At 67.6% G+C, this 13,692-nt stretch carries 11 protein-coding genes; 7 read left to right on the top strand and 4 right to left on the bottom strand.

Going from position 1 to position 13,692, the window contains the following annotated elements; all coding sequences use genetic code 11:
- Positions 1-11 precede the first annotated feature (11 nt).
- The 4 genes from CXY81_RS09000 (at position 12) to CXY81_RS08985 (ending at position 5,342) form a co-directional block, all read left to right on the top strand.
- Positions 12-428 carry a VOC family protein gene (locus CXY81_RS09000; RefSeq protein WP_104194647.1) on the top strand — a complete coding sequence of 139 codons (417 nt, stop codon included), beginning with the start codon at positions 12-14 and terminating at the stop codon, positions 426-428.
- 137 nt (positions 429-565) lie between these two features.
- Positions 566-1,297 (top strand): glutamine amidotransferase, encoded by a 732-nt coding sequence (locus CXY81_RS08995; RefSeq protein WP_104194646.1) that lies wholly within the window; start codon positions 566-568, stop codon positions 1,295-1,297.
- A gap of 54 nt (positions 1,298-1,351) precedes the next feature.
- Positions 1,352-3,499, top strand: coding sequence for a 4-alpha-glucanotransferase (gene malQ, locus CXY81_RS08990; protein WP_104194645.1), 2,148 nt, complete (start codon positions 1,352-1,354; stop codon positions 3,497-3,499).
- A gap of 139 nt (positions 3,500-3,638) precedes the next feature.
- Positions 3,639-5,342 carry an AMP-binding protein gene (locus CXY81_RS08985; protein ID WP_104194644.1) on the top strand — a complete coding sequence of 568 codons (1,704 nt, stop codon included), beginning with the start codon at positions 3,639-3,641 and terminating at the stop codon, positions 5,340-5,342.
- A gap of 17 nt (positions 5,343-5,359) precedes the next feature.
- On the opposite strand, the gene CXY81_RS08980 is transcribed toward CXY81_RS08985, so the two are convergent.
- The 4 genes from CXY81_RS08980 to CXY81_RS08965 are packed head-to-tail and all read right to left on the bottom strand — an operon-like array spanning position 5,360 to position 9,260.
- Positions 5,360-6,787, bottom strand: a complete 1,428-nt coding sequence (locus CXY81_RS08980) for a phosphotransferase (protein WP_104194643.1) — start codon at positions 6,785-6,787, stop codon at positions 5,360-5,362.
- A 4-nt stretch (positions 6,788-6,791) separates the two neighbouring features.
- On the bottom strand, positions 6,792-7,307 hold the full coding sequence (locus CXY81_RS08975) for a GNAT family N-acetyltransferase (protein WP_104194642.1): 516 nt from the start codon (positions 7,305-7,307) through the stop codon (positions 6,792-6,794).
- A gap of 25 nt (positions 7,308-7,332) precedes the next feature.
- Positions 7,333-8,535, bottom strand: a complete 1,203-nt coding sequence (locus CXY81_RS08970) for an MFS transporter (RefSeq protein ID WP_104194641.1) — start codon at positions 8,533-8,535, stop codon at positions 7,333-7,335.
- Between the two features lie 41 nt (positions 8,536-8,576).
- Positions 8,577-9,260, bottom strand: coding sequence for a GntR family transcriptional regulator (locus CXY81_RS08965; RefSeq protein ID WP_104170148.1), 684 nt, complete (start codon positions 9,258-9,260; stop codon positions 8,577-8,579).
- A 226-nt stretch (positions 9,261-9,486) separates the two neighbouring features.
- Between CXY81_RS08965 and pflB the strand changes: the two genes are divergently transcribed.
- The 3 genes from pflB to CXY81_RS08950 all read left to right on the top strand — a co-directional run bounded on the left by pflB (position 9,487) and on the right by CXY81_RS08950 (position 13,642).
- A complete protein-coding gene (gene pflB, locus CXY81_RS08960) occupies positions 9,487-11,745 on the top strand; it encodes a formate C-acetyltransferase (RefSeq protein ID WP_104101410.1) in 2,259 nt (752 codons plus the stop codon).
- Positions 11,746-11,785: 40 nt separating this feature from the next.
- On the top strand, positions 11,786-12,643 hold the full coding sequence (pflA, locus tag CXY81_RS08955) for a pyruvate formate-lyase-activating protein (RefSeq protein WP_104101408.1): 858 nt from the start codon (positions 11,786-11,788) through the stop codon (positions 12,641-12,643).
- A gap of 180 nt (positions 12,644-12,823) precedes the next feature.
- Positions 12,824-13,642: a transglycosylase domain-containing protein gene (locus CXY81_RS08950; protein WP_146067661.1), complete on the top strand. Its 819-nt coding sequence runs from the start codon at positions 12,824-12,826 to the stop codon at positions 13,640-13,642.
- Positions 13,643-13,692 lie beyond the last annotated feature (50 nt).

Below are 13,692 nucleotides of genomic sequence, written 5' to 3'. Positions count from 1 at the left end.
GAGGCTCCACCATGACGACCCAACTCAATCCCTACCTGGGGTTCCGGGATACGACCCGGGAAGCGATGGAGTTCTACCGGACGGTGTTCGGCGGCGAGCTGACGCTGAGCACGTTCGCCGAGTTCGAGGCGAGCGACGACAAGGCTGAGCAGAACAAGATCATGCACGCCATGCTGACCACCGACGACGGCCTGGTGCTGATGGCTTCCGACACTCCGAACCGGCTGGAGTACCGTCCGGGCACCAACTATTCCGTGTCGCTCAGCGGCGACGACGAACCGGTGCTGCGCGGCTACTGGGACAAGCTCGCGGCCGGGGGCACCGTCGTCATGCCGCTCGAGCCGTCGCCGTGGGGCGACAGCTTCGGCATGTGCGTCGATAAATTCGGCGTGAGCTGGATGGTCAACATCGCCGGCGCACCCGCATAGGTCGGTGGTGGGGTTCGCATTCGACGCCGCGCAGATGCAGCAGCTCCTGGTGCAGGGGGAGACCAGGTCTTCGACGCGCTCACAGCCAGGTCGAAGCCGGAGCCGCGTCTACCGAGGCCCGCCACTACGATGATGCTGTGAAGCCCTTCCTGCTGCTCGCCACCCGTTCTGAGGACGAAGCCGCCGATGACGAGTACGCCGGCTTCCTCGCGGCCGGCGATCTGGAACCCGACCAGCTCCACCGGGTGCGGCTCGAGGCTGCGCCGATGCCGCCGATCGACCTGAACGGATACTCGGGCATCATCGTGGGCGGCAGCCCCTTCAACGCGAGCGATCCCGCCGAGGTCAAGTCGTCCGTGCAACGCCGCGTCGAGGCCGAGTTGGCCGCCCTCCTCGACCAGGTGCTGGCCCGGGACTTCCCCTTCCTCGGTGCCTGCTACGGCGTCGGACTGCTCACCAGTCATCTGAGCGGCAGGCTCGACCGCACCTGGTCCGAGGAGGCCGGGCCGACCTGGATCTCCCTCACCGAGGCAGGCGCAGCCGACCAGCTGTTCGCCGCGCTCGCGCCCACCTTCCAGGCCTTCGTCGGGCACAAAGAGGCCTGTTCAGAGCCGCCGCCCGGCGCCGTCCTGCTGGCGACCGGGCAGAACTGTCCCGTGCAGGCGTTCCGGGTCGGCAACAACGTCTACGCGACGCAATTCCATCCGGAACTGACCAACGCCGGCATCCTGACCCGCATCCGCATCTACCGCGAGTACGGCTACTTCGATCCCGACGCCCTGGACGACGTCATCGCGGCGATCGACGCATCCATCGTCACCGAGCCGGCCAACCTGATGAAGGCCTTCGTCCTGCGCTTCGGCAGGTAGAGCCGGCGGGGTCCGGCGCGGGTCCGGGACCGGTCCCGGATCTAGAGTGGTCCCATGGAACTCGAACCAACCGGCCGTTCTGCGGCGGCGCTGCTGGAACTGGCACGATCACTCGGGGTTGACACCTCTTTCACCGGCTGGGACGGTGCTTCACGGGCGGTCGACGTCGGCACCCTGCGTGAGGTCCTGGGTGCCCTCGGCGTTCCCGCCGGCACGCCTGCCGCGGTTGATGCGGCCCTGACCGAGCAGAGCCTCGCGCCCTGGCGCCGGCTCCTGCCTCCCGTCGTGGTGCTCCGCGAGGGCGGCGAGGCCGAGGTCCCCGTGCACGCCGGCGCAGGTTCGACGGCCCTCGTCTGGATCGTCGCCGAGGACGGCACCCGGCACGAGGTGTTGCAGACGGGGCTCTGGGAGAAACCCCGCACCGTCGACGGTCGGCCGACGAGCCGGGCGATGTTCCAGATTCCGGCCGGCCTGCCTCTGGGCTGGCACACCCTGCACGCAGAGAGCGGAGACCAAACGGCGCGCTGCGGCCTCGTCGTGACCCCGCCCCGGCTCGAGACCACCCGCAACCTGACCGGGCATCGCGACTGGGGTCTGATGGCCCAGCTCTACTCGGTGCGCTCCTCCCGGAGCTGGGGGATCGGCGACTTCGCCGACCTTGCCGACCTGGCCGCCATCTCCGGCTCCCAGTACGGAGCCGACTTCGTCCTGGTCAATCCGCTGCACGCGTCCGAGCCTGCCCCGCCGGTCGAGCCCTCCCCCTACCTGCCGTCGAGCCGACGCTTTTTCCACCCGCTGTACATCCGGGTCGAGGACGTGCCCGAATACGCCTACCTCGCCCCGGCGGCACGAGCCGTTGTCGAGTCCCTCGCTGACCGGCAGCACTCGGCCAACCAGGAGGCGGACCACCTCGACCGCGACTGCGCCTACGCCGCCAAACTGACCGCGCTGGAAGCCGTGCACGAGGTGCGGCCGAGCCCCTCCCGTGTTCACCGGTTCGAGGAATTCTGCGCCGAGCAGGGTCAGGGTCTGGTCGACTTCGCGCTCTGGTGCGCCCTGGCCGAGCTCTTCCCGGCGGATGCACCGGAATGGTCGATCGAGCCGCGCGGCCCCCGCGGTCCCTTCGCCGCCGAGCACCGGGAGCAGCTCGCGGACCGCATTGAATTCCACAGCTGGCTCCAGTGGCTCTGCGACCAGCAGTTGGAGACCGCTCAACGCGCGGCGACGGATGCCGGAATGGCCATCGGCATCGTGCACGACCTCGCGGTCGGGGTGCAGTTCACCGGGTCCGACGCCTGGACCCTGCAGGGCGTTCTCGCCCCGGGCATGACCGTGGGCGCCCCGCCGGACATGTTCAACCAGCAGGGCCAGAACTGGTCGCAGCCGCCGTGGCACCCCGGCCGGCTGGCCGAGTCGGGCTACGTCGCCTACCGGGACATGCTCCGCAGCATCCTGCACCACGCCGGCGGCATCCGGGTGGATCACATTCTGGGTCTGTTCCGCCTGTGGTGGATCCCGGTCGGCGCCGGACCGGGAGAGGGCACCTACGTGCACTACGACCACGAGGCACTCATCGGCATCCTGGCCCTCGAGGCCCAGCGCGCCGGCGCGGTGGTGATCGGCGAAGACCTCGGCGTCTTCGAGCCCTGGGTGCGCGACTACCTCGCCGAACGCGGCATCTTCGGAACCTCGATCCTCTGGTTCGAACGAGACAACGGCGTGCCGCTGGCCCCCGAACGGTACCGCCAGGCCTGCCTGACCAGTGTGAACACCCACGATCTGCCTCCGACGGCCGGCTATCTCGCCGGCGACCACGTGGCCCTGCGCGAGTCGCTCGGTCTGCTCGGGCGATCGGTCGAGGAAGAGCGCACCGCGGACCTTGCCGAGCAGTCCGCCATGCTGGCCGCGCTTCGCGAACGCGGCCTGCTGCCGCCGCTCGGCACCGAGCCAGCCCCGACCGTGCAGAAGACGGTTGAGGCGCTCTACGCGTACACCGCGCTGACGCCCTCGTCGCTCCTTGGCGTGGCTCTGGTGGATGCGGTCGGTGAGCGCCGGACCCAGAACCAGCCCGGGACCTCGAACGAGTACCCGAACTGGCGCATCCCGCTGGCCGGCCCCGACGGAAAGTCCGTGCTCATCGACGACCTGCCCGGCAACGCCCGCTTCGCCGCCCTGGTGGACGCGATCCGCGCCATTGCCTGAAGCGCTTCATCACGCCGAGGAAGATCTTCGCGCTGCTCGGCCCGAACGGCGCCGAGCTGCGGGACCTGCGGGACCTGCCGGCCCCGCGGCCGGGTGTCGTATTCCGTTTCGGGCATTTGAACCGAGGAAGATGGGTCGGATGACCACCCCCCAGAGCACCACCGCCTTTCGAGGCGCGCGCGACCACCTTCTGCAGCTGCGAGACGATCATGCGCGCGCCCAGGCCGAGTTCGAGTGGCCGGATGTGGGGGCGAACTTCAACTGGGCTGTCGACTGGTTCGACGTCATCGCCGCGGGCAACGACAAGACCGCCCTGTGGATCGTGGAGGAGGATGGCCGCGAACTGACGGTGACCTTCAGTGAGATGTCGGCGCGCTCCGACCAGGTGGCCACCTGGCTGATCTCCCGGGGCGTCGGGCACGGCGACCACGTCATGCTGATGCTGGGCAACCAGGTCGAGCTCTGGGAGCTGATGCTCGCCATCATGAAAGTGGGCGCGGTCATCCTGCCCACGTCCACGGTGCTTGCGACCGGCGACCTGACCGACCGGGTTCTGCGCGGCGGTGTGCAACACGTCATCGCCAACGCCGGCGACGCCGCCAAGTTCGACGCGGTGCCCGGCGACTTCTCGCGCGTCTGCGTCGGTGCGGCCACCCCCGGCTGGGCCGACTACGCGGATGCCGCGCTCGTCGCGGCCGAGAAGCCCACCGTGGTCGTGTCCTCCGACGACGCGTCCCTGATCTACTTCACCTCGGGCACCACCAGCAAGCCGAAGATGGTGGTGCACACCCAGACGTCCTATCCCGTGGGGCACCTGACCACCATGTACTGGATCGGACTTTGCCCGGACGACGTGCACCTGGCCATCAGCTCGCCCGGCTGGGGCAAGCACGCCTGGAGCAGCTTCTTCGCTCCGTGGATCGCCGAGGCCACCGTCTTCGTCTACAACTACGCCCGATTCGACCCGTTCGCCCTCGCCGACCAGCTGCACCGCGCGAAAGTGACCACCTTCTGCGCCCCGCCGACCGTGTGGCGCATGCTGATCCAATCCGACGTCGGCGCCAAGCCGATAGGCCTGCGCGAGATCCTCTCGGCCGGCGAGCCGCTCAACCCGGAGGTCATCCACCAGATCCAGCGTTCCTGGGGACTCACCATCCGGGATGGCTACGGCCAGACCGAGACCACGGCGATCGTGGGCAACGCCCCGGGTTCCGCACTTCTGGCCGGTTCGATGGGGATGCCCCTGCCGGGCGTCGCGATCACGCTGCTCGACCCCATCACCGGTGAGGAGAGCGACGAGGGCGAGATCTGCCTCGACCTGTCCCGCACCGCGGTCAACCTGATGGCCGGCTACCACGGGGATCCCGAACGCACGCGGGAGGCCGTGCGGGACGGTTACTTCCACACCGGTGATGTCGCCAGCCGCGACGCCGAAGGCTACATCACGTTCATCGGCCGCACCGACGACATCTTCAAGTCCTCCGACTACAAGGTCTCCCCGTTCGAGGTCGAGAGCGTGCTGCTGGAGCACCCGGCCGTGGCCGAGGCGGCCGTCGTGCCCGCGCCCGACGACACCCGGCTGAACATCGCCAAGGCCTACATCGCCCTGGCGGCGGGCTGGGAGTCCAACGGCGAAACGGCGCTCTCGGTGCTGCGCCACGCCCGCACCGGTCTGCCCCCGTACATGCGGGTGCGGCGGGTCGAGTTCTACGAGCTGCCCAAGACCAGTTCCGGTAAGATCCGCCGGGTGGAACTGCGCATGCGCGAGGATGCCGCGGCCGCCGAGAACACCCGGCTCCCCGGTGAGTGGCGCGACGACCAATTCCCCGAGCTCAAGCGCTGACCGGCCGTTCCGGCCGCTCACGGCAATCCGGCGGAGACCTCCAGGACGAGGCCGCGGATGGCCGCGAGCGGGATCGGCAGCCAGGAGGGTCGGTTGCGGGTCTCGTAGACGGCCTCGTAGAGGGCCTTGTCCAGCTCGAACGCGTCGAGCAGGGGCTCCTGACCGGCCAGGCTCTGGCCGGATCGCAGCGTGTAGCCGTCGAGGAACGCGTGCTGGCACGCCGCGGCCCACGCTTCGGCCGACGCCGTCTGGTCGCCGGGCGAGGACCGCTCCACCGTGCCGGCCACATAGGAGAAGGACCGCAGCATCCCGGCGATGTCCTTCAACGGCACATCCGGCTGGGTGCGATCGACGAGGGGGCGCAGCGGTTCGCCCTCGAAATCCACCAGCACCCAGCCGCGGCCGGGGACCGCGAGGGCCTGGCCGAGGTGGAAATCGCCGTGGATGCGCTGCAGCCGGGGCCAGCAAGCCCTCTCCGCCCGCTCGAAGATCGCCTCGACGGCCGTATCGTAGCCGGTCAGGGCGGGCACCTCGGCGGCGGCGCTGCGGTAGCGCTCGCGCATCCGGCCGAGTTCGGCGGCGATGACCGCGGGGGTGGCGTCGTGAGTGGGCATCACGGCGGCCAGGTCGGCATGCACGGCTGCCGTCGCCACGCCCAGCGCCCGCGCCTGTTCGCTGAAGTCCTCCCCGGCCCCGGCAGAGGCCAGGGCGGCCCGCCAGGCATCCGGGGCGCCCGGCAGGAACTCCTGGGCGAAGACGAGATGGCCCGTGAGGGTGACCCGCGGTTGCTCCGGCTCGGTCCACTCGCCGACCACGCAGCCCACCGGTTCCGGCACGAAGTGTGAGCCGGCCCGCGCCAGGGCCGATTGCACGGACACGTCCGGATTCTCGCCGGGATGCAGCATCCGGAACACCTTGCAGATGACGGGACGAGCCGGGCGCCCGGCGGCGTCGACGCAGTCCAGGATGATCGAGGTGTTCGACTGTTCTCCGCGCAGCAGGCGGCCGGCGACAACCCGGGCCGGCCGTTCGGCGGGATCTGCGCTCGAGTGGAGTTCGCCGCGAGCCCGCGCGCCGAGGTTTTCGGGCTCAGGTGAGGAGGCCTGGCGCAGGATGAAACCCAGCAGAGCGCGCCCGTAGGCCGGGTCGGCGGTGCCGTCGTAGACCGCGCTGCCGTCGGCGAGGGTGACGATGAGGCCCTGCCCGACTGCGGGGAGGGGAGTGGTCCGCTGGGTCAGGGGCAACTGGTAAAGGGTGCGGGTCGGGGCTGCGGCATCGAAGACGAGCTCAGTGCGGATGTCCACCTCGGCTTCCTCGCTCGGAAGCACCCAGCGCCCGATGCTGACCAGTCTCGGCACACGGCCCTTGTCGGCGAACCATCGCTGCGTCGCCACCCAGTGGTTGAGGTAATCCGGGAGCGGGATTGCGCGACCGTCGACAGTCATGGCCTCAGCGTACGCCCGCGCCGACGGGAGCCGACAGCAGGGACACCACGACGGTGCCACCCTTCGTCGACTGCTCGCCGATCGGCTCGAAGCCGAGCCGGGAGTGGAACGCCAGCGACCGAGGGTTCGGAGGTGCGATGTTCACTTCGCAGAAGACCTGGCCGACCTCGGCCGCGCGGGCCGCCGCGAAAATCGCGGTGTAGAGCAGGGCGCCGAGACCCTGGTTGCGGGCCTGGTCCGACACCACGATGCGGTCCACGTAGAGGAAGGACTCCGACCGGGCGGAGAACCACCGGTAGTTCTCGCTCGCGTAGTCGGCGTCGACCCCGAACAGCACGGCGAAGCCGAGCACCTCTCCCGGCGCGTCGTCGTGCACGACCGCGAGGGCGTGGCTGCTGGCCGCGAGCAGGGCGGAGAGGCTCGCCTCGTCATGGGCGTTGACGGCAGGCACAGCGTCGTTGTTGAGTCCGAGCACCGGTGCGGCGTCGGCGGGAAGGAGATGGCGGAGCGAATAGGGCATGGGATGACGATAATCCAGGTGCCGCCTACTCGGTGACGCGCCGGCGCATCCCGTTCGCCACCAGGGCCAGGCAGAGCGCGCAGACCACGAACAGAATGCTCAGAAGCACCGGGTAACCGGCCACGGCATTAAGCCAGGCGAAGGCGACCGGCAGCAGGAAGCCGATGTAGGTGAGGCTGTAGTAGACCCCGGTGATGCCCGCCAGGTCGGCCGCCGTGGAGATCTTCTGGATCTCCACGAGCCCGGCCACGATGCTCACACCGTAGGCGGCGCCGAGCACGACGGCCGTGAGGAACGCGAGCACCGGGGACAGCACGATCGCCGTGGCCACGCTGAGACCCACTCCCAGCAGCATCACGGACATCCCGACCATGAGTGCACGCCCATCGGTGACCCGGTTGATCCGAGCCACCTGCGGTTGCACGAGCGCGCCGGTGCCGAGGGTCACGACCGTGAGCAGGGTCGCGTAGGCGAGGTTGAGGCTGCCGAGTTGGTCCTGGACCAGAGTGGGCATGATCGCGTAGGCGATGCCGGCGGCGCCGAAGACCCAGGGAGCTGACGGAATGATCACGCGCACGAAGCGGCGGTGTCCGGCCAGCGGAACCGCCAGGTCCTGCCAGAAGGGCCGGTGTGCCCGGTAGCGCGGCACGGTCTCCGGGGCCCTCAGCAGGCGGGGGAGCACAAGCAGGCTGAGCACGATGTGCACGACATAGGGGGAGAGGGTCGGCATCGGCCCCCACTGCGCGAGCACTCCGGCCACCCCGGCCCCGAGCCCGAACCCGACCGTGAGGGTGAGTGAAGGCCGCCGTGCCCCTGCCGTGCGGCCGGCCTGGTTGTCGAACGGCGGGCTGGACAGTTCCTTGAGCCACGCGGTTCCCACCGCCATCGCCACGGCGACGCTCAGCCCCGCCAGCAGGCGCCCGGCGGAGAGCATGATCCCGCTTGAGAATCCCAGACCCAGCAGGATGCTGGCGAGAATTCCCAGGACGACGCCTGCCAGGGTCAGGGGTTTGCGCCCGTAGCGGTCTGAGAGTGCGCCGGCGAGCAGCAGCCCGGGGACCAGGCCCACCACGTAGAAGCCGAGGAAGAGGTCGGCCATGACGACGGAATAGTGGCCGAGCGATTCGTACATGTGCAGGAGGGGCGTGAAGTGGTTCCCACCCCAGGCCATGACGAACAGGGCAGGAGCGGCGAGCTGCCAGGCGGGAACGGTACGGCGGAAAGTCATGGGTCTTTTCTGAAAAGCTGGTGCGGGAAGGTGGGGGACGGTCAGGGCGCCAGCTGCGCGTGATGACCGTCTTCGACGTGCTGGCGCAGAGCGACCTCGTAGGCGAGGGTGTCGCCGCCGCGCAGGTGGTGGGCAAGGATTCGGTGTTCGGCCACCAGACGGTCGAGGTTGCGCGGGTCGCGCAGGGCTGCCCGGTGCACGAGGCGCTCAAGCCTGGGGCCGAGCCGGGTGTAGATCCCGTCGATGACCCGGTTATGCGTCTCGTCGACGATGCGGGCATGGAACCGGTGGTCGGCGCGGGCGAACGTGAGCAGGTCGCCGGCCAGGGCGGCGTCGGACTGGACCCGAATAAGGTCCTGCAGCTCGGCGTCGACGCCCGGGATGTCGTCCGGCCGCTCGCTGAGCAGGGTCACCGCCGTGTTCTCCAGCATGACGCGCACCTGCAGCAGCTCGGCCGTCTCCGTGTCGCCCAGGGCTGTGACGACCGCGCCCTTCTTGGGGAAGAGCGTCAGGAGCCCGTGGGCCTGGAGTTTGAGGAAGGCCTCCCGCACGGGGGTGCGGCTGGTGGAGAGGGCCTCGGCAATTTCGCCCTCGGTGATCAGCGAGCTTGCGGCCAAGGTGCCGGAGATGATGGCGTCGGCGACGGTCGTGTAGATCCGGTCGACGGCGGAGGGGGCCGCGGCGGGGGGCCTGGCGGCTCCGCGGGACATCGGGAGGAAGCTCATGCCTCAACCCTAGTCACTCATGCACCTATCTATAAATGCATCAATGGATGCAACCTTATAAATTTCGCGTTCGGGTGGGTCTGACGCGAGTAGTGTTGGAAAAGAGGGCAAGTCACACGGTGCATCGTTGCATTAGCCGGAGCCTCGTGGTCCTGCTCTCTCGGCCCGACTGCGGGAGAGACACTTTCGCGGAGGGTGTCTCGATCCCACGAGGAGAGCAATCTACATGACAATCACTGAAGGTGTTCGCAGCGGAACGGATGATGCCGGTCGGACTGACTTCGCCTCCGGCCCCTGGCAGGATTCGATCGATCTGCGCGACTTCATCCAGCGCAATTACACCCCCTATCTAGGCGACTCGAGCTTCCTTGTCGGAGCGACCGCACGCACCACGGGGATCTGGGCCAAGCTGTCCGAGATGTTCCCCGAGGAACGCCGTAAAGGCGTCTACGACGTCGACGCCACCACGCCGTCGTCCATTACGGCCCACGCTCCGGGCTACATCGACCAGGCAAACGAGGTAATCGTCGGACTGCAGACGGATGCTCCGCTCAAGCGTGCCATTATGCCTTTCGGCGGGTGGCGCATGGTTGCCACCTCGCTCGAGACCTACGGCTACCCCGTGTCTCCCGAACTTGAAAAAGTCTTCACCGATTACCGCAAGACCCACAACACCGCCGTCTTCGACGTCTACCCTCCCGGGGTCCGTCGTGCACGCAACAGCCACCTGATCACCGGACTGCCCGACGCCTACGGCCGCGGCCGTATCATCGGCGACTACCGCCGTGTCGCCCTCTACGGCGTCGATGCCCTGATCACGGGCAAGAAGAACGACCGCGCCGAGCTCGACATGGAGCCCTCGACCGAGGACATCATTCGCGCCCGTGAGGAAAACTCGGAGCAGATCCGGGCCCTCAAGGAACTCATCCAGATGGCGGCCTCCTACGGCTCCGACATCTCCAAGCCGGCCACCACCGCGCGCGAAGCCGTGCAGTGGCTCTACTTCGCCTACCTCGGCGCCGTCAAGGAACAGAACGGTGCTGCAATGTCGTTCGGCCGCAACGCGGCCTTCCTCGACACCTACATCGAGCGCGAACTCGTCGCCGGCACCTTGACCGAAGAGGGCGCCCAGGAGCTGATCGACGACCTCGTCATCAAGCTGCGCATCGTGCGCTTCCTGCGCACCCCCGAATACGACGAGATCTTCGCCGGCGATCCGACCTGGGTCACCGAGTCGCTCGCCGGCATCGGTGAAGACGGCCGCCCGCTCGTCACCAAGACCACGTTCCGTTTCCTGCAGACGCTCTACAACATCGGCGCAGCGCCCGAGCCGAACCTCACCGTTCTCTGGAGCGACGCTCTGCCCGAGGGCTTCAAGCGTTTCTGTGCGCAGGTGTCGATCGACACCTCGGCCATCCAGTTCGAGTCCGACGAGATCATCCGCGCCGAGATGGGTGACGACGCCGCGATCGCCTGCTGCGTCTCGCCCATGCGCGTCGGCAAGCAGATGCAGTTCTTCGGTGCACGCGTCAACGCCGTCAAGGCGCTGCTGTACTCGATCAACGGTGGAAAAGACGAGGTGTCCGGCAAGCAGGTTGCCCCGGCCACCACGCCGAACGCCGACGAGGTGCTTTCCTACGACACCGTCTTCCCGGCCTACCTGGAAACGCTCGAGTGGCTCGCCGAGACCTACGTCACGGCTTTGAACTGTATTCACTACATGCACGACAAGTATGCCTACGAGCGTCTCGAAATGGCGCTGCACGACAAGGAGATCATCCGCACGATGGCTTGCGGAATCGCCGGCCTGAGTGTGGTCGCCGACTCCCTGTCGGCCATCAAGTACGCCACGGTCCGCCCGGTGCGCGACGAGACCGGCCTGGTCGTCGACTACACGATCGAGGGCGAGTTCCCCCAGTTCGGCAACGATGACGACCGCGTCGACACCATCGCCGTCGACGTGATGGAGCGGTTCATGAAAATGATCCGCAAGCACCCGACCTACCGCGACGCCATCCACACCCAGTCGATCCTGACGATCACGTCCAACGTGGTCTACGGCAAGGCCACCGGCAACACGCCGGATGGTCGCCGCAAGGGCGAGTCGTTCGCTCCGGGTGCCAACCCGATGAACGGCCGCGACACCCACGGGATGCTCGCGTCGGCGCTCAGCGTCGCCAAGCTCCCCTACAGTGAAGCGCAGGACGGCATCTCGCTGACCAACACGGTGGTTCCCAGTGGTCTCGGCCACACCAAGGAAGAGCAGATCACCAGCCTGGTCGGCCTCATCGACGCGTTCACGTCGGCAACCGGTTACCACATCAACGTGAACGTGCTCAACCGCGACACTCTCGAAGACGCCATGGCGCACCCGGAGAACTACCCGCAGCTGACGATTCGCGTGTCCGGCTATGCGGTGAACTTCGTCCGCCTGACCCGCGAGCAGCAGATGGATGTCATCAGCCGCACGTTCCACTCGCACTGATCACTGATATCAACGCGGCGACGCTGAGTAGGACGAGACAATGCCAGCAGTGAACCTCGGTCTGCCCAGCGCCGGCGCGGCGATCGCCCTGGTGGACGGTTCATCCGTGAGTAGTGAACAAGCCGAACTGGCTGAACTCCACCACCTCGAAATGGAGGCGATTCACAACGGATCGGTCGCCAGCGTCCACTCGTGGGAACTGGTCACCGCCGTTGACGGTCCCGGCACGCGAATGACACTCTTCCTTTCCGGGTGTCTGCTGCGCTGCCAGTACTGCCACAACCCGGACACCTGGAAGATGAAGGATGGGTTGCTCACCACGCTGGACGACCTCGTCGCCAGGGTCAAGCGCTATAAGGGCGTCTTCGACTCGACCGGCGGAGGGTTGACCATCTCCGGTGGCGAACCGCTCATGCAGCCTGCCTTTGTGACTCGACTCTTCGAGGAGTGCCACAAGCTCGGCGTGCACACCACCCTGGACACCTCCGGGTTCCTGGGCAAGAGCGCGTCGGACACGCTGCTGGACAACCTCGACCTCGTGCTGCTCGACGTCAAGTCCGGCATCCCCGAGACGTACAAAGAGGTGACCGGCCGAGACCTCGCTCCGACGATCGCATTCGGTGACCGCCTGAGCGAGCGGAACATTCCCGTCTGGGCGCGTTTCGTTCTCGTCCCGGGTCTGACCGACGCCGTCGACAACGTCGACGCCGTCGCCGAGATCGTGTCGCGCTGGCCGAACGTGCAGCGCGTTGAGGTTCTGCCCTTCCACCAGATGGGGGAGGACAAATGGGACCGGCTGAACATTCCATACCCGCTGCACGGCTCTCATCCTCCGGATGAGGCACTGCTGGTGCGGGTGAGGGCCCAGTTCGAGGCGCGGGGCCTGACGGTCTTCTAGACGCGAATCACACTCGAACCAGACGAGGCGTGGCATCTCTACCGGTGCCACGCCTTTTCTGCGCAGTAAGCCAGAGGATGCCTCCTGCCAACCGCAGAAAAGCCGGAGTGGCTCGACTAATCGGCATTTGCGGGCTCGGTGGCGGACTCGCATTTCTGCTCATCGGAGGGGCTGGGCCTCGTGGTTTTGAGTGCCGTGGCCGGGCTGCTCGTCACCGCGGCCATCACCCCGGTGATCGCGCTCTCTGGTCTCGGTGCCACCAATGCGATCACCGTGTTCGAGAGTCTGCCGGGCTACCTGGACATCGAACCGCTCTCCCAGAAGAGCAACATCTACGCCACCACCCCCGCCCGCGAGATCAAGGAAATGCGCCTCGCAATCGCGGCGGAGAAGAAATTCCCCCAGAACGACATCCTGCGCCAGTACCTCAACATCACCGGTTTCGGCGGCACCGTCTACGGCATCGAGGCCGCGGCGAACTACTACTTCGGCACGACGGCCGCAGAGCTCACCCTGCCGCAGGCCGCAAGCCTGGTGGCGATCGTGAACAACCCGGCCAAGTTTCGCCTCGACAATCCCGGTAGTGAGACCAACGGCTACGCAGTCAACAAGGCACGCCGGGACTACATCCTGCGCGAGATGGTCGAGCACGAGAAGATCACCGCAGCGGAATTCCAGGCTGCCGTGGCCACACCGGTTCAACCGGCCATCCAGGAGCCGAGCACCGGCTGCCAGACCGCCGGGGGCAGCGCCTACTTCTGCGACTACGTGACGCACCTGCTCCGGAACGACCCGGCGTTCGGGGAGGACGACGGGAAGCGCCTGCAGAACTCCCGGCGCGGCGGCTACGCCGTGTACACCACCCTGGACCTCGACCTCCAGTTGGCGGCGGAAGCGACCCTGGCGGCCAATGTGCCGATGGGGTACCCCGGCAGGGACGTGGGCAGCGTCATCACGAGCGTGCAGGCCACCAGCGCCGCCTACAACGGGGTCAACTAGACACCGACTATGCCGAGGGTGGTTCGAGCGGGTTCCAGCCGGGGTCGACC

Origin of the sequence: Cryobacterium sp. M25 (assembly GCF_002929635.1) — a bacterium.
Taxonomy (GTDB): domain Bacteria; phylum Actinomycetota; class Actinomycetes; order Actinomycetales; family Microbacteriaceae; genus Cryobacterium; species Cryobacterium sandaracinum.
This window is presented reverse-complemented; position numbering and strand designations above follow the sequence as displayed.